This window comes from Zobellia russellii (assembly GCF_044597075.1).
GTDB lineage: Bacteria > Bacteroidota > Bacteroidia > Flavobacteriales > Flavobacteriaceae > Zobellia > Zobellia russellii.
Window position 1 is genome coordinate 1,278,231 of the sequence record NZ_CP139000.1, and the last position, 18,142, is coordinate 1,296,372.

Consider the following 18,142-nt stretch of genomic DNA (forward strand, 5'->3'; position numbering starts at 1 on the left):
AACTTTTACGGTAACATGGGATAGGTTTAAATATTGGTCGCAGTAGTTGGGCTTTACTTTCAATCCTACCAAAGGAACCTTTTGTACATAAGGCTTTAACTTAATAAGAAAAACATATTACTTCTTAACCTCCCGTAATCTTTTAAACTGTTTATAAGCTTTGTCTATGGCTGTCTTTGGGGCTGTGTCAAATTCCTTATCCGTTATTTTATAAACCTTTTGTATACTATCTAGCTTATAGTGCATTTGTTCTATAACAGAAGAATATGTACGGTCATCAATGAGATTTGTCAACTCCCTAGGGTCTTTGTATAAATCATAGAACTCCCAGCTATCTATATCATCGTAAAAATGGATGAGCTTATACCGTTTAGTTCTAACTCCATAATGCTTTTTGACCATGTGAAAAGCCGGGTAATCGTAATAATGATAGTAGAGCACATCCCGAAATTCATCAGAATTCATACTCCCATCCAACAAACCTTTGAACGATTGTCCCTGCATGGCCTCACTTTGGTTTTTCACTTCGGCAAAGTCTAGGAACGTTTGTGCAAAATCCAAGTTCTGTACCATAGCATCTATTTTGGTCTTTGGGGGAATCGTTCCTGGCAACTGCATCAACAAGGGTGTGCCAAATGAGGTTTCGTACATAAATCGTTTATCGAACCACCCGTTCTCTCCCAAATAGAATCCTTGATCGGAAGTGTAGACCACCAACGTATTTTTATATAGTCCGCTTTCTTCCAAGTAATCTAAAATTTCCCCAACGCCTTCGTCTACCGCGGCTATAGTAGCCATGTAATCACGTAAGTAGCGTTGGCCTTTCCATTCGGCAAGGGCCTTTCCTTTTAAGTTTGCCTTATGAAATGTATTGTTTTTAGGTAAATAGGCTTTATCCCAAGTTATCCGTTGTTGGGTTGACATTCGCTCAAAATCCGTAGTCCATGGGTTGTGTGCCAATTTAGTGCTGCCGTACCCTTGGGTCATTTTTAAATCATGCCCTTCGTACATGTCTTCATAAATGGTCTGCAATTGCGCTTCCGCTGCGCTTTGCTTTTCAAAGGATGGAAAATAAGTGTCGGGAAGAGGAAACTGCACGGAGTCATATGTATTCATGTGACGTAAGGCGGGCATCCAATTACGGTGAGGGGCCTTATGATGTACCATCATAAAAAAGGGAAGACTGTCTTTTCTTTCATTTTTCAACCAGCTTAAAGCATCATTGGTAATAATATCCGTGGCATAGCCTTCTATACGGGTGGTGTCTCCATTTTCAACAAAATCAGGATTATAGTAATTGCCCTGATCAACAAGTATCTTGGAATAATCGAAACCTTGGGGTGCACCGTCCAAATGCCATTTTCCTATTAATGCCGTCTGATAACCTTCTCGCTTAAGTATTTTGGGCAAAGTAGTTTGGTTACCGTCAAAACGGTCTCCGTTCTGTCTAAAACCATTTATATGACTGTGTTTGCCCGTAAGAATGACCGCCCTACTTGGCCCACAAATGGAATTCGTTACATAGCTATGTTTAAAAAGCGCACCATTCCTCGCTAATCGGTCTATATTGGGTGTGGGAGCCAATTGTCCAATAGGATGACCATAGGCACTTATGGCCTGAATAGCATGATCATCGGCCATGATAAATAGGATGTTTGTCTTTTTAGCCTTCTCTTCCACCTGTGGAGAGCTTTCTTTACAACCCATAAGAATAAAAGCGAAAAGTACTCCCGGAAAACATAATCGTAAAAGCATAAAAACAGAATTGAGACTATTTTAATGTGAAAGAGGTTTTTAAATCTGCGGTAGCATCAGTTCCTACAAAAACTTGGAACTCCCCTGGCTCGGCAACAAATTCCAAGGCAGCGTTATAAAACTTCAGGTCTTCGGGTTGTAGGATCAGTTTAACCGTTTTTGTTTCACCCTTCATTAAGAATATTTTCTTGAACCCTTTTAATTCGCGCATGGGCGGGGTTACCGAGCGTACTACATCCCGAAGATATAATTGCACCACTTCTTCCCCATCAAATTTACCTGTATTGCTTACCTCTACCGAAACCGAAATAGACATGTCCTGTCCAATTTCATCTTTATTCAACTGAATATTTGAATAGCTGAAATCGGTATAACTCAGACCATGACCAAAAGGTAAGAGCGGCGTATTTTCCACATCTAGATAATTCGATTTAAATTTCTGAAAGTTATCTCCCTCTATGGGTCTGCCCGTGTTTTTCATACTGTGATATACTGGAATTTGCCCAACATTCCTGGGCCAAGTTGCCGTTAGTTTTCCTGATGGATTATAATCCCCAAAAACTACATCGGCTATAGCATTTCCCGCTTCTATACCTGGGTGCCACACTTGAAGTATACTCGAGGGAAGCTCCAGTTCATCGGCAATGGTCAAGGGTCTTCCGCTCATAAGGACAATTACCAGAGGCTTTCCAGTCTTTGCCAATTCCCTTAAAAGTCGCTTTTGGCTTTTGGGAAGTGAAATATCCGTTCTACTGGCCGCCTCTCCACTAAACTCACTGGCTTCCCCTACCACGGCTACAATGACATCGGCATCTTTGGCTAAATCTAACGCCTCCTTTAAAAGGGTCTCCGAAGAGCGCTCGTCTATTTCTACCCGTGTTCCAAAAACATTGGCCCGTTGGGCCAAATCGGGATTATCCGTAATATTGGCGCCTTTGGCATAGCTTATTTTGGCTTTGGGGGCCACATTCTTTAACCCTTCTAAAACGGGAACGGATAACTGTGGGTCTCCCGTTGGAGCCCAAGTGCCCAGCATATTGTTCTTGTTATTCGCCAAAGGTCCTATCAACGCTATTTGGGCATTCTTCTGTAACGGAAGTATTTTGCCCTGCTTCTTTAATAGTACAAAAGAGCGCTTTGCAGCCTCACGGGCCAGATTTCTGTTCTCGTCCGTAAGAATATCTTTTGCCGGTCTACTCTCATCGGAATAGCGGTAAGGGTCATCAAAAAGACCCAATTTGTATTTGGCGGTCAATATCCTGCGGCATGCCTCGGTTATTGCGGACTCGGTAACCTTGCCCTCATCTACTGATTTTTTCAAAGTGGTAAGAAATCCTTCGCCCACCATATCCATATCAAGCCCTGCGTTTAAAGCTAAAGCGGATACCGCTTGTAAATCTCCCAATCCGTGAGCGGTCATCTCATTTACCGACGTGTAATCGGAAACAACAAAACCTTTAAAACCCCATTGCTCGCGCAATAAATCGGTAATTAACCATTTGTTGCCCGAAGCCGGAACGCCATCAATATCATTAAACGAAGTCATGGCACTACCCACTCCGGAATCTACGGCCGCCTTGTAAACGGGCAGATATTGATTGTACATTTTCAACTTGCCCATATCTACCGTATTGTAATCGCGCCCGCCTTCTGCGGCACCATAAAGGGCCAAGTGTTTTACCGTGGCCATCATCGTATTTGGCGCCGACAAATCAGCTCCTTGATACCCTTCTATCATCGCCTTGGCAATGGCACTCCCCAGATACGGGTCTTCTCCAGCACCCTCCGCAATGCGTCCCCAACGAGGGTCTCTGGCAATATCCACCATAGGAGAGAAATTCCAGTTGATTCCATCTGCCGTGGCCTCCTTAGCTGCAGTTTCGGCCATTTTTTGAATAAGTTCCAAATCCCAACTAGCTGCTGTTCCCAGTGGAATGGGAAAGGTGGTCTTATACCCATGTATGATATCCGAACCAATAAGCAAGGGAATCTTTAATCGTGAATTTTCAATGGCTATTTTTTGTGCTTGCCTGACTTTCTCAGGACCGGAAACCCCAAATAGACCTCCTACTTGGCCTGCCTTGATTTTTGCCTCTACATTTTCGCTCACCACAGAACCTGTAGCAATGCCACCTCCTGGGGTCAGTAGATTAAGCTGACCAATTTTTTCTTCCAATGTCATTTTGGATAGAAGCTGCTCTACCGCTTCTATCTTTTCTTGGGAACTCGTGAAAGTCGTAAAGCCAACTACAAGTGTCAAAAAACAGATTACCTTCTTTATATCCTTCATTTTCTGTTGTTTATATTTTTTATATCGAATTAAATTTTGGCAAAATCATCCCTTTGGCAAATCAGTTTACACCAATTCCCCACATGGTATTCGTTAATTCTTAAAGTGAATTCCTAATAGGTAAAACCTAAATTATTGAGTCCGCGCTGCACATCTTCGTTTTGCATAAAGAGTTGCCATAACAATCCCGACCTATGGTTCTCAATCATTACTAAAATAGGACCTTGGTCAATGGCCAAATACGCATCGGCTACCCAAAAATCATTTTGCGGACTAAAAGCATCATAAAAACCGGCAGGCCCTAAAAGCTGGTCTTTTTTGCTATAAAAATACCGTAGTGCCTTCATGGATTCCTCTGGTGTGTATGGCATAGAGCTCAAAGCCGCCGTAGGCGAAATTATTCCTGTATCATTGGACGGACTATGGGCATTATAGCCCAAACTTCCATCGGCATCCCTACTGTAACTGGCGGTAAGCCCCCAACAATCTTCCCCATAACCTTTATAACTTTTAGGGTTATCCACGCAGTAGGCGTAATTGATTTTTGCATGGTTAACCGTAGCATCACCATAATTCACAAAGGCATCGGCCAAGTTACTTGGGTCTAGCCCCATATAGGAGTAGTGTGCCCAGAACAATGGCCCGCCTTTTTGGGAACTACCTGCATGGTCAACAATAAGCGGAATTTCATAAGCCGAAGCGCCATTGGCTATAGCACCAATGGACGCCCAACCATTTTCATATGTATCTTTGGTGATAGAAAAATCAGGGGAAGCCGCTGCCATGACATAGGTTATCAATACTTCATTATATCCCTTTAATTCTAAATTGATGTCAAAACCAAAATCAGGACTCCAATGCCAATACAACGTATTTTTATTTTGCGTGAACCAGTCCCATTCAACATCTTTCCAAAGTGCATCTGCTTTTTCGGCCACTGCCTTTTCTTTGGAACTACCCTCCTTTAAGTATTCTTTTACGCAGATAAGCCCCTGCGCCAAAAAAGAAGTTTCAACCAAATCGGCCCCATTATCCTTTTCACTAAAGGGAAGCGTTTTCCCGTTACGCCCATCTAACCAATGGGGCCATGCGCCATGAAACCTGTCGGCATTTTCCAAAAAAGAAATAACCTTAGACAGTCTTTCAACACCTTCGCTACGGGATACAAACCCTCTTTCCATAGCGACCAAAATCCCCATAAGTCCAAAACCGGTGCCTCCAACGGTTACTGTGTTGACGTCATTAGATGGTTCTTGGGGATGATACCTTTCACGCGCAGCACCAGATTCCGTTTGGGCAAAATCCCAGAAATATTTAAAAGTTTCTTTTTGGGTCAAGTCGAGAAGTTCCACATCCGTGAGCTCCACTTCTTCCTCCCCTACTTCCTGTTCGTCCTCAACAGGTGTTTCCGGAAGTTCAGAAATGCCGATTGCACCACCACCTCCATCATCCGAAGCACATGAAACTAATAGTAACGACACCAAAATTGAAACGAACAATTTACTCATTTGAAATATTTTCCGAACTAAAACCTAATTTTTTCAATCCGCTTTGAACATCAATATTCTTCATAAAAAGCTTCCAAAAAAGTCCGCTTCTGTAGTTTTCTATCATTACTGGAATAGGTCCTTGGTCTATAGCCAAATATCTTGGCACATACCATTTATCCTCTAAACTAAAGGCATCATAAGGACCGTATTTACCAATCAGGGAGTCTTGTTCCGTATACATATATCTCAAGAAGTTCTGACTCTGTTCCGGTGTGTAAGGCATTGAAGAAAGGGCAGCTGTTGGAGAAATAACACCCAAATCCTTATCAGGTCTGTGGCCTGCATAGCCTTTCATGGAATAACTTGAGGTCAATCCCCAAAGGTTCTTTCCGTATCCTTTATAATCATGTGGATTTTCAACCGCATGACGATACTGAATTAATGCATGGTTTTCGTTTAGTTTCCAATAATCCGCATATTGATCCGTTAATCCCTTTGGGTTCAAACCTAAATAGGAATAGTGCGCCCAAAACATGGGACCTACAGGAGACCTGTCATGCTCATAATGATTCAGCACAGTACGAAGGCCGTAAAAAGTAGTGTCATTTTTAATTCCTCCACTTTTTGCCCAACCTTGCTCATATACTTCTTTATTAATTGTATGAGTAGGCGAAGAAGCCGCCAAGACATACATGACCAGAGCCTCATTATATCCGCCCACGGGAAAATTCATCTCCCATTTGTATTCTGGAGACCAATGCCAATAAAGTACATTTTCTCCTTTGGTATACCAGTCCCATTCTACTTCTTCCCAAAGTTTTTGAATTCTGGCCGCCAATTCTTTTTCGCGGGCATTGCCCTCCTCAAAGTATTCCTTAACGGTCAATAAACCTTGAACCAGAAAAGCGGTTTCCACCAAGTCGCCACCATTATCCATTTTACTGAACGGTGTCATCTTACCATCGGGCATAAGCCAGTGAGGCCAAGCCCCATGAAACCGGTCTGCTTTTTCAAGGAAACCAATACTTTTTTCATATCGCTCCAGAGCCTCTTCACGTGTAATAAAACCACGCTCCACACCTACCAAAATGGCCATTAAACCAAAACCTGAACCTCCGGTAGTTATAATATCCTTATCATGCGCGGGATATACATTATCAAGGTGAATACGTTCTCTGGCTAAACCAGATTTAGGTTCCGCTCCTTCCCAAAAATAATTGAATGTTTGTTTCTGAACGGAATCCAATAATTGCTCATCCGTCAGTTCTTGTACAACCTTAAATTCGGTTTTGTTATTTTTATTATCTGTTTTGGAAGGGTTGCCTCCACAACCCACCAAAAGCATGCCTGTTACCAAGGCAATTGCGACTAATTTCATATTTTTTTATAAAGTGATTATTGAACTTCTGTTGGGTTTATCTACAGTCCCGAGTTCATAATTTCCTGTATTTCTTCTTGTGTAAGGGCCTTGTCAAATAAACGAAGCTCATCGATCAGGCTTTCGTCCGCCAAGTGGCCCCATTCCGTAAATCTAGGCGCCCCAGAACCTATGGATAGCAAATCGCATCCGGACCAATCTATTCCACCGCTTATCACATTTTCAGAAACTACTTCACCATTAATGTATAGAACCGCATTTGAACCTGAAATGGAAAATGCCAAGTGTACCCACCCATCGGTTGTTGGATTAATAGCTGCTAAATCACGACCGTCTAACCAAACATCAGATTCACCAGTACCAATATTTAACTTAAAAATTTCCTTTGTAGCATCACCTTCATGTAGCAACCTAAATCCACTAGTCCTCAAGTTCTGAGTTTCAGGATAATTTCCATTTTCAGTATCTTCAGGACTCATCGTCAATACTCCTCCATTACCTGATTCAATATCGACCTTATACCAGAGTGCAGCACTAAACTCATCAGTTGTTAAACCGTTAGAAGGAACTGTCAAATATGAATCCGCTGCTCCAGCGTAAGCACCTTCGCCAGCTACACTTTCTTCGGAAATAGAGGGTGTTCCAACCACATCGGCCTCTGCATCCGTAAACAGATTCGTGTACAAACCTTCAAAAGGCATATAGAACATCTCTCCTGGGAAATTAGGCGGATAATTGGATATTACGATACCCGAGTCATCCTGAATAATCTGTTTTACTTCATCTTGGGTGATAGCACGATCAAATATGCGCAGCTCATCCATTAGACTTAAATCTGACTTATGATTCCAAGCCGAAAAATTGGGCTCACCGGACATGATTGAAAGAATATTCACATCTGTCCAATCGACACCTGTTATTTGATCTTGACGGACCATCTGCCCATCAATATAAACTGTAGATTCCGTTGACGAAATTGTTAACGCTACGTTCACCCATTCCTCTCCGGAAGGGTCAACTTCAGCAACTTCCCATCCTCCTAAATTAGTGCTACTATCCCCAGAACCTACGTTAAGCATAAGGCGTTGATTTCCATTTGAGGCTTCGCGAAAGAACCTAAAACCACTGTTTATATTGTTTCCTCCATCTTCATTAAGCGGGGGACTCATTGCCAAAATACCGGCACGGTCAGGAACTGCATTTAGTTTTACCCAAAAAATGGCGCTTAATTCGGTATTCTTGAATCGCTCGGGGTCTAGGGTCAAATACGCGCCTTCTGCCCCTGCATAAGCGCCATCTCCCGCTAGACTCTCCTCAGTTATTGTAGGCGAACCAATTTGTTCCGCTTCTTCAAAGCTTAATAAATCTACATACCCACCTTCAAAAGGCATATATAGAATTTCACCAGGGTATTTTCTAATGTAGGCCGGTTCCTTAGTGAAGTTAACTACCTCACTAGTGGACTTTCCATCCAAATCTTTGGCAATAACCGTAAGCTGATGCGTTCCATCTTCAAGTTGGTCGTACACCAAATCATTTACGATCAACTTACGGTAGTCTTTAAAACTATTGTAATTGCCTATTCTATTACCATCAAGCAGTACTTCAACCGAACCCAACTCAATATCATCTTCGGCCTGGAACTTTACGGTTATCGTTGCCAACTCTTCATTTACCTTTACCGCTAAACCTTCCGCAGGCGAAGTAATGGTAATGGCCGGCGCAGAAGCATCTACACCTGGATCAACCTCGGTTAAGGCGTCTATGCCTTGATCACAGCTATAAAAAAGAGCAGTGAGTACCAAACACGATACTATATATTTTACATTTTTCATCTTTCTGTTTTGTTAGTTGATTAGATTAATTGCCCAATACAGGAAACTGGTCTACTTGCGGCTGCGGATAAGGCAGAAAAGTTTTTGCCTCGGTAAAGGTGCGACCGTCATATGTTAGTTCATCAAACTTTTTAAGGCGAATCATGTCGTAATAGCGTTTACCCCATTCCATGGCCAACTCGGCAAATTTCTCATCAATGACTTGATCCAAGGTTACACCGGACAAAGCAGGAAGCCCAGCTCTTTCCCGAACCAAATTCACCGCTTGATCGGCCGACATAACAGAACCTGAAGCCCCTTGTGTCAAAGCTTCGGCATACATCAACAAGATTTCGGCATAACGGATAACATTGTTATTCTTATTACTGCCATATTCCGTTCGCCCTTCAATCAACTGATTAGAAGGGAGGTAGTGTTTTCCACTTGAGAAATAACCTCGGGCAAAATCATTTATAACATCTCCGTCTCTAGTAACATTGGTCATAAAGGAAGGTAAATCAGCATACGATGGATCGGTCTGTAGTTCTGCAATACCTCGCTCCGTAAAAAGAACACTTGTTTCCAAACGTACGGTTTCACCACGGTCTAACATGAACTTGATAAATTTAAAGCTAGGCTCAAAGAAACCCCACCCGCTGTTGGAACCTTCTACCGCTGGAGTCCAATTTTGTGGCCCATAGGGGGCATATAAATGTGCGAAACGGTCGCCCTCACCTTGATTAAAATCCGAGTACTGTAAATCAAGAATGCTCTCGTTACTCAATTTTCCGGGCGTTTTAAAAAGCTCATAGAAATCCGGATAAAGGCTGAATTTCCCCGATGCTATAATCTGCCCGGCAGCATCTGCTACAAGCTGGTAATTCTCTAATTCCTGATTAGCCAAAGCTTTGATGGCCAAAGCCGTATATTTGGTAACGCCTCCTTTTAAATCCGTTCTTTCATTGGGTCGCATTTCGGGTAAAACCGGAATGGCCAAATCCATCTGGTCAGAAACGTGTTGCATAACCTCTGCCTTAGTAGGCAAGGTCTCTACTTCTAAAAGTAACTCCGTATCCGAAGATTCAGGAATAAATATATCTCCATATACCTGTGAAATCTGAAATAACATCATTCCGCGTAATACCTGAATTTCTGCTATATACTGGTTGCCCAGTGCAATTTCAGCATCTGTTCCAAATTCTTGGTATCTAGTTATCTGCTCCATAGCGGTATGTGCCGAAATAACATCTGCATAAATATTTTCCCAAAGCGAGTTTACCATCCAATGGTCCTTGCTGTAATTAAACTTGTCCATTTCCGTAAACTCGGGCTGATCGCCAAGACCACCGGAATTAACATCGTCTCCACGCACGGAAATAATCAGGGGTTGTTCCCATCCCCTGGAATAATAGGCCTCATATGCCCCAACGGTAGACAGCAGCATCCCCGATGCATCCGTAAAATCCGTTCCTCCGGCAAAATTATTGTTCAGTTCAGGTTCGTCCAATTTATCTGTACATCCCCAAACGGCCAGAACCAAAAGCAACACTAGGGAAGGTTTTGAGATTTTTTGTAATAGTTTCATAGTGCTATTTTTATATTTTAATATTTACTCCTACCGTATAGATAGCAGGTATTGGGTATGTATCATTATCTACGCCATTAGGCACTTCCGGGTTAAACCCGTTGTAGTTGAATACCGATAAAGGTTTCTCTGCCGTTACGTAAATACGGGTTCGTGGCAGTCCTTTTATAGCCCCATCGTTATTAATGGTATAGCCTAAAGTGATGTTCTGAATTCTAAAGAAGTCGCCATTTTCGATAAAGAAATCGCTTAACTGTTGATTCCAACCTTTTCTAATACCTGCGGAAGAAGGATAACTATTGGAAGTACCCTCACCATGCCATCTATTCAAGGCAAAATCACGGTCCCAGTTGGTATCATTGGTAAAGATGACCTCGCCACGTTTACGATTTAGGATTTTGTTTCCACCTTGACCTAATGCCGCAGCAGAGAAATCCCAGCCTTTATAGTTAAAACCCACATTAAAACCATAGGAATAGGTTGGCAAATAGTTGCCCAACATAACGCGGTCATCTGCAGTAATACCCTCTACCCCATCTTGATCTTTAAATTTCAAATCTCCGGGTACAATGGTCCTACCATTGGCAATTTCTACCTGAGCAGCAGGATCTGCAGCTATTTCTGCATCATTCTGATATACACCATCAACCTCAAGACCAAAGAAAGAAAAGACAGGGTCTCCCACTCGGGTACGTTGTCTGAACTCTGCAGAACCGGTATCAATATTCAATTGACGATCCGTATCCAGCACTTCATTTTTTAAGGAGGAAAAATTGGCCCCAATAGAGTAACTGAAATCATCCGAAACCTGATCGTTCCAGTTTAAGGCCACCTCAAGACCTTGGTTTCTTATTTCACCCACATTCTGACGGGTTGCATCAGGAATCAAAGGCACTTCAATAGGAATTACAGCATCCTTGGTATCCCTTACATAATAATCCGCTTCCAGCGAAAGCCTATTATTTAGAGAACGCGCGGATATACCCACATTCGTTTCTTCCGTAACTTCCCATTTAAGAGCCGTAAAGTTACTTGTAGTATTTACCCCGTTCACCATAGTATCACCAAAGGCCGTAGTTACTACCGTAGAAGTAATAGCACCCTCACTACCAGGTACTTTATCATTACCTAGCTTACCCCAGCTACCACGGAATTTAAGAAAATCGAAAACGCCATTGTTTTGCATGAAGTCCTCTTCGGACAACACCCATCCTGCACCAATAGTTGGGAAATAGCCCCATTTTTCTTGATACTTGTTGGTGCCATCTGCACGGTAGGTACCGTACAACAGGTATCTGTTATCATAGTTATAGGAAACTCTACCAAAGAACGATAGACCATACTCACGGCGGCCGTCATCCTTAACATCATCTTGTACTATGGTCTGTGCTTGATCTAAATAATAAGCCTCTTCTCCTGACAGTGGAAAGTTTAACCCTTTAGCCTCCAAACGCTCAAAAGATTCATCTCTAAAGGAAGAACCTCCCAGAACGGTTAGATTGTGTTTGCCAAAAGATTCGGTATAGGTTAAGGTGTTGTCCCAAATTTGATTTGAATACGTATCGTTACGCTTTAAAAGCTCTGCATTTTCCCGTTGAAAACCGTTTCCAATAAAGTAAGGCAAACGCACCTCTCTACGCTCAATGGTTTCAAAATTATGATTGTACGCTGTCTTAAAAGTCAATTTTTCAGGAATGATATGTACCTGGGCATAAAAATTGGCCAACACATTTCTGATTTTAGACCGTAGTTCGCTATTATCCATGGTCGGGAACGGATTCTGTCCGCCACGATATCCCAAATCCTGTGCATTTGCATAATTCGTAGGGAATACATTTTCGTTACCCGCCAGATTTTCACCATATACCGGAAGAATAGGAACCGCGTAATACGCCAACCGAAATGCAGAGTTTTCCGCATCGTAACGGGTTGCGTTACTTATTACCATATTTCCACCAACGGTTAAATTATCGTTTACCTTAAAATCTATCTTACTTCTAAGGTTAAAGCGTTCGTACTCATTTTTCATTTTAAGAATACCTTGTTGCCCAAAATAGTTGGCACCAATGGCATAGGTAGCATTATCACTACCACCTGTAACTCCCAAACTATGGTTTTGAATCAGGGCCGGTCTCAAAATTTCGTCGTACCAATCTGTATTTACATTGGGTACATTTGGGTTGATTCTGCTACGGCCGTAGCGTTGCATAGCATTATCTATAAATTGAATGTCAGGTGTAGAACCGGATTCTTGCGCCAAGGTCACGAATTGCTCCGAATTGGCTAGTTTCAAAACGTTCTGTGCCACTTGAAAGCCCGAATACCCGTCATAAGTAATCTCGGCTTTCTTATTGTATGCTCCAGATTTAGTTTCTATGAGCACCACCCCATTGGCTGCACGTACACCATAAATAGCGGCCGCAGATGCATCCTTTAATACCGAAATAGAAGTGATGTCCGCAGTATTTAAAAAGTCGATATCATCAAAGAACATCCCATCCACTACGTAGAGCGGACCAGAAGCACCCGTATCATACGAACCTATACCACGTACACGTATTGTTGGGCCTTGACCGGGACTTCCATTGCTTACCACCTGTAGACCCGCAACTTTACCTTGTAAAGCCTGCATAGGTGAACTTGTTGGTGTAGCGGCCAGCTCCTCTGCCTTAATTGTGGTAATGGCAGACGTAAGGTCTTTTGACTTCATTTCGCCATAACCAATAACAACTACCTCATCTAAAGCTTGAGCATCTTCCGATAAGGTAACATTAATACTCGCTTGCCCGTTCACGGCAATTTCTTGAAATGTAAAACCGATATAGCTTACTACTAAGGTTGCATCTTCTTCTACACCGTTGAGCGTGTAGTTTCCATCAAAATCGGTTTGGGTTCCTGTTGTGGTACCTTTTAAAACGATACTTGCTCCTGGTAACGGCTCCCCATTGGTATCGCTTATTATACCCGTAACAGTAATTCCATTTTGGGCAAACAATACCAGTTGAAAGAGAAAGAAGCATATCGATAAAATAATGTTTCTTATTTTCATAATTGTCTAAAAGTTGAGTTATAAATTTATCAATCTGTTAAATTCATGCACAAGTTATCAAAAGGACTTCCTCACATTTTTGAGAAAGGGTACATAAAAAGTACATCAGTCTTAATAGCGGGCCCAAACCCCGTAACACACGTCTTTTGCAGTAGTCCTAATGTTAAGTAATCATTAAACTTTAACATTGTGATGTAGTGTTGATGTAGTGGTATAATCTAATGAAAATTAGATATGTAAGAATTGTAGGGTTATAATACCCTCTATTTGAACTTAATTAGAAAGTTGGATAGGTTTTGTGAGCTATCAATACCCAATTTCTTTCTTAATCTGTACCTATGTATTTCTACGCCCCGTATGGAAATAGCCATAAGAGGTGCTATTTCCTTACTGGATAAATTCATTTTTAGATAGGCACAAAGCTTCAAATCTTTAGGAGTCAATTTTGGGAACTGTTGTAATAAATTATCAAAGAAGTCATCGTGAAGTTCCTTGAAATTGACTTCAAAATTCTTCCAATCTTCATTCTCGTTAATAGACCCATCCAATTTTTTGGTCAGCGAACGGTAACGTTGTTTGTTTGGGAAAGCATCCTTGTTCAAGACCATTAAATCCTTTAGCTCTAAAATAAGCTCGTTCTTTTTGGCTACACTCATTGTGGTTCGGGCCAATTCCGTTTGTTTATGTTTTATTTCTTTCTCCAGTTTTTCTTTCTCCAATTGTGCCAGACGTTCTTCCTGCTCCCGCTGCAGTTGAATTTTTAAAATCTTATGTTTTCTTTTTAATTTTTGTCTGTTGTACCATCGCACGCCCAAAACAATCAAAATTAAAATCAATGCATACCCTATCATACTTAATCTAGAGAGGTACCAAGGAGGTGCTATGGTAAAGGAAATAGTTCTAGGACTGCTCATTCTGTTATCCATAGTAACGGAGTGCACCTTCAACTTATAATCACCATGAGGCAAGTTTTGAAATTCCACTGTACCTTCTGTACGGTATTCCTTCTGCTCCAAAGGGCCATTTAGTTCATAATAGTATCTGGGCTGCACCATACTAGGTACAGATAACTGAAATTTTAATTCATGCGCGTTGGTATAGGGCACCTCAAAAACAGAGTCCTTAACGGCATACCTCACCTGATTATCTTTAAAGTAGTTGAGCTCCGGGACCGGAATAGCACTTGTACTTAATTGTCTTTGTAATTGAGCAATGTTCATTTTTGCAAAACCATCACTCAACGTTAGAAGGTAGATAGAGTCATTACGTTTTACCCCTCGCTCCATATCGGGCATTAAGCGTTGGTTCAATTGGGTTTCACTAATGGCTATGGTGTTATTCCGTAAATCGGTATACAGAAGTTCCTTGGTATCAGCATCCTTTAAAAACCAAAAGTGCTCGCCATCTGAGTAAATGAGCGATTTGTTGGTAAAAGGTTCAAACTCATCTAGAGTCGCTATTTTCCCAACTAGCGGGTCGTATTTGAACCAATTGCCTTCACTTTGTATTACAATTTGGTTTTTAATACGATACAACCTTACGTTGTAAATATTGGGTAATACAGTGGTGTCAAAAGCTATTTTCTCCTCCACCTGGGTTAGATCTTCATTCAGTTTAAAACGAAAGAGGCCTTTATAATGGTGCGCTGCCCAAATGGTATGATTGTCTTCAAAACACAATTGTTTTACCGGAAAATCTATTCCTGTAACCGTAGTCACGTTCCACCCATTACCGGAATCCTTTATATACTTGGTTACCCCAGTATATGTACCTTGCAAAAAAACATTGTTCTTTTCCGGAACTTTTACAAATTGATAACCCCCTGCACGATCGGATATTTTGGTAAGTTTCTCACCATCTACTTTATAAGTTCCCGTATTATGGCCGGCCAAAATATCATTGGCAATTATTTCCAGGTCCCAAACATGGCCTTGTGAACCTTCAAAAAATTGAAGTTCATTATCCTTAAAATAGTAAATACCCGTATTGCTACCCAAATACATAGAGTTGTCCTGTATTGCAACATCATGAGTTGTACCCAGGGCTCCTGTATGATCTGTATAAAATGTTATAGCCGAGTTAACTTGAATGCGGTCCATACCACTCTCCAGACCCACCCAAAATTGATTGTTAAATTTAGCTAGGGATAAAACCGTGTTATTTTGAAGTCCTGTTTTTCTATTCAAATTACGATAGGACCTTGAAGCGGAATCAAAAAGATAAATTCCGTTTTTAATGGTTCCAAAAGCAATTTCACCCGTCTCCAAAGCAATCAGCTTGTTGAGCTGATATTTCTTTAAAAGGCTGTTCATATCTTTATCCAACGGTACAAACTGCCCGTTTTGGTATACTAAGGCACCGTTTAATTGTGTGCCAATGAGTAATCCACCTTTAAAAGGAGTCATATCCGTTACCGTCTGGTCTTTAAGTACGTCATCATTTCCCATGGGTTCCAACTTTTCTCCATTCAAAACATACAGCCCCATGTTTTTGGCCGCTACGTAAACCTTGCCATCATATACGGCCAGCCCCGTAATCACAAAATCAGGATTTACTACCGTAATTCGCCCCTCTTCATACTTGTAAAGAGCCGAAAACGACCGGAAGTAAACAGCCTTCTCAACAGGTAGAATCTGCCAAAATTCTTCACTTGTAAACGTATGGCCCTTAATTAAATGGGTAAGCGAGGTATAATCAAGCTCTCCCGTTGTGGTAGTTTGCCAATACCCGAATTCCTCATAGGAACCTGTGTAAATCCTATCTTTTACTGTAGCTACCGATCGTACAATTGTAGCATTGGGTAACTTGTTCAAAATCCACTCTTCACCATTAAAAGAAAGTAGCCCCTTGTCATTGGCTGAAAAAACGTGACCTTTTTCATCTACGGTCAACCCCCAATTTTGGGCTCCCGCATTGTATTCAAAAACTTTATAATTATAAATGGGCGGCAATAAGGTTTGAGTGCTTGAAACCCATGGTAATAGAAATAACAAAAAGCATATATAGTATCCGTTTCTCATCTACATTAATTTCTTTTCATGTTAACAGAAGTAGCGCTAGTATATTCGCATTATAAAAGCAAAGATAAACAGTTTAAAGAAGCTTATAAGTACCGGCAAAATAATCAGTGCCACTCTTTAGTGGGGATTGTTCAACAAAACACAATACAGATGAACGAAGGAAAACGCCTGAAAACGGGTAGAATTATGTAATTTTGCCCATTGTACTTTGTAGATATAAGCTATTTATTGAGAAAATACAGGGTATTGCACACTTTATACACTCCATTGTATCCGGAGATGTATGACAAACACCTATTTAACTTATGAATATGATGAAAGAACATGAAGTTTTTATGCGCAGAGCTATTGAAATGGCGTCCAAAGGAATGAACTCAAATGCTGGTGGCCCATTTGGCGCCGTAGTGGTAAAGGATGGTAAAATCATTGCCGAAGGCCACAATAAAGTAACCTCTACAAACGACCCTACCGCGCATGCAGAAATGGTAGTCATTAGGGAAGCATGTAGTAAATTGAATAGTTTTCAACTAACGGATTGTATAATTTACACCTCTTGTGAGCCCTGCCCTATGTGTTTTGGAGCTATTTACTGGGCAAGACCTAAAGCGGTGTACTACGGCTGTGATAAGGCCGATGCCAAAGCAATAGATTTTGATGACCAATTTATCTATGACGAACTAGATAAGGAAATGGGAGATAGACAAATCTATTTTAAGCAAATGCTACAAGATGATGCCGTTCAAGTTTTTAATAACTGGGCAGAAAAACACGATAAAACTAAGTACTAGTGTTGTCACCTAAAATTTATATTCTATTTAAAGAAGCTTTCCATTGAATCTAGACGACTATGACCGAAAAAGAAAAGATGCTCAATGGCGAAGTTTATGATTCACGTGACGCGGAACTTCTTAAAATGTATCATAGGGCCCGTAAATTATTACAAGCCTATAACACTTTGGACTCAGAACTGTTAGAAGAGAGGGAGCGACTTTTAAACGAGTTACTTGCTAAAAAAGCTGCTGGCGTATGGATAGAGGCTCCCTTTTTCTGTGACTACGGAAGTAATATTTCTATAGGCCAAAACACTTTTGTCAATACCAATTGCATGTTTATTGACAACAATACAATTTCTATTGGCGAAAACGGGTTAATTGCACCTTTTGTACAAATCTACACCGCTACTCACCCCATTAAAGCTGCAGACCGGGTTATTGGAGAGGCACATAGTTCCCGTTATTTAACTCACACCAAACCCGTTGTAATTGGTGACAATGTATGGATTGGGGGCAATTCTATTATTTTTCCCGGGGTAACTATTGGTAACAACGTAACCATAGGTGCCGGAAGTGTTGTAACCAAAGACATCCCTAATGATGTGCTAGCTTATGGCAACCCGTGCAAAGTAATTAGGACAATTTAATTATTCAAATACCTTATCTGTAGTGGAGATTGAAGCTTCTTTGAAAATTCTTCCAAATAACTTTCCCATTCCATAGCATTTGAAAATTGTCCGCTCTCTTTCCAAGCAAAACCTTTTAAGTATCCTAGGAAAAGAGCTTAAAAGAACCAATGACCCATGGTACCAACAAAAAAAGTTCAAAGATGTTATCCGGTACCGATAGTATACCGTTTCATCTTTGAACTTTATTATACTTAAAACTCAATTTATTCTCCAACAAACCTTTAACGAATAAGCTAAAGTTTAGGTCCATCCTAGAAATAGCCCCCTACTCGTTAGACTCTTAATAAGAACGTGATAGT

The 18,142-nt window shown here is 41.1% G+C and carries 10 protein-coding genes and 1 pseudogene; 2 read left to right on the forward strand and 9 right to left on the reverse strand.

The window, feature by feature from the left end; genetic code table 11:
• Window positions 1-117: 117 nt before the first annotated feature.
• From SJY45_RS05455 to SJY45_RS05490, 8 genes are all read right to left on the reverse strand, one after another.
• Window positions 118-1,755: a sulfatase gene (locus SJY45_RS05455; RefSeq protein WP_400073563.1), complete on the reverse strand. Its 1,638-nt coding sequence runs from the start codon at window positions 1,753-1,755 to the stop codon at window positions 118-120.
• A gap of 16 nt (window positions 1,756-1,771) precedes the next feature.
• The gene (gene bglX / locus SJY45_RS05460) at window positions 1,772-4,045 is read right to left on the reverse strand and encodes a beta-glucosidase BglX (protein ID WP_400073564.1); all 2,274 of its coding nucleotides are present in this window, start codon (window positions 4,043-4,045) and stop codon (window positions 1,772-1,774) included.
• Between the two features lie 113 nt (window positions 4,046-4,158).
• A complete protein-coding gene (locus SJY45_RS05465; RefSeq protein WP_400073565.1) occupies window positions 4,159-5,553 on the reverse strand; it encodes a glucoamylase family protein in 1,395 nt (464 codons plus the stop codon).
• Window positions 5,546-6,913, reverse strand: a complete 1,368-nt coding sequence (locus tag SJY45_RS05470) for a glucoamylase family protein (protein ID WP_400073566.1) — start codon at window positions 6,911-6,913, stop codon at window positions 5,546-5,548. Before SJY45_RS05470 ends, SJY45_RS05465 begins: the two co-directional genes overlap by 8 nt.
• 41 nt (window positions 6,914-6,954) lie before the next feature.
• Window positions 6,955-8,748 (reverse strand): LamG-like jellyroll fold domain-containing protein, encoded by a 1,794-nt coding sequence (locus tag SJY45_RS05475; RefSeq protein ID WP_400073567.1) that lies wholly within the window; start codon window positions 8,746-8,748, stop codon window positions 6,955-6,957.
• 25 nt (window positions 8,749-8,773) lie between these two features.
• Window positions 8,774-10,312, reverse strand: a complete 1,539-nt coding sequence (locus tag SJY45_RS05480) for a RagB/SusD family nutrient uptake outer membrane protein (protein ID WP_400073568.1) — start codon at window positions 10,310-10,312, stop codon at window positions 8,774-8,776.
• A 10-nt stretch (window positions 10,313-10,322) separates the two neighbouring features.
• Complete coding sequence (locus SJY45_RS05485; protein ID WP_400073569.1) at window positions 10,323-13,361, reverse strand: SusC/RagA family TonB-linked outer membrane protein; 3,039 nt, start codon at window positions 13,359-13,361, stop codon at window positions 10,323-10,325.
• A 263-nt stretch (window positions 13,362-13,624) separates the two neighbouring features.
• Window positions 13,625-16,381, reverse strand: coding sequence for a LuxR C-terminal-related transcriptional regulator (locus SJY45_RS05490; RefSeq protein WP_400073570.1), 2,757 nt, complete (start codon window positions 16,379-16,381; stop codon window positions 13,625-13,627).
• Between the two features lie 314 nt (window positions 16,382-16,695).
• Between SJY45_RS05490 and SJY45_RS05495 the strand changes: the two genes are divergently transcribed.
• Entirely contained in the window at window positions 16,696-17,169 is a 474-nt protein-coding gene (locus SJY45_RS05495; RefSeq protein WP_400074301.1) for a nucleoside deaminase, read from the forward strand.
• A 59-nt stretch (window positions 17,170-17,228) separates the two neighbouring features.
• Window positions 17,229-17,801: a sugar O-acetyltransferase gene (locus SJY45_RS05500; RefSeq protein WP_400073571.1), complete on the forward strand. Its 573-nt coding sequence runs from the start codon at window positions 17,229-17,231 to the stop codon at window positions 17,799-17,801.
• Here the strand turns inward: SJY45_RS05500 and SJY45_RS05505 are convergent.
• A pseudogene (locus SJY45_RS05505) lies at window positions 17,798-17,911 on the reverse strand (DUF4861 family protein); the annotation flags it as partial. The gene SJY45_RS05500 and the pseudogene SJY45_RS05505 overlap by 4 nt on opposite strands.
• Window positions 17,912-18,142 lie beyond the last annotated feature (231 nt).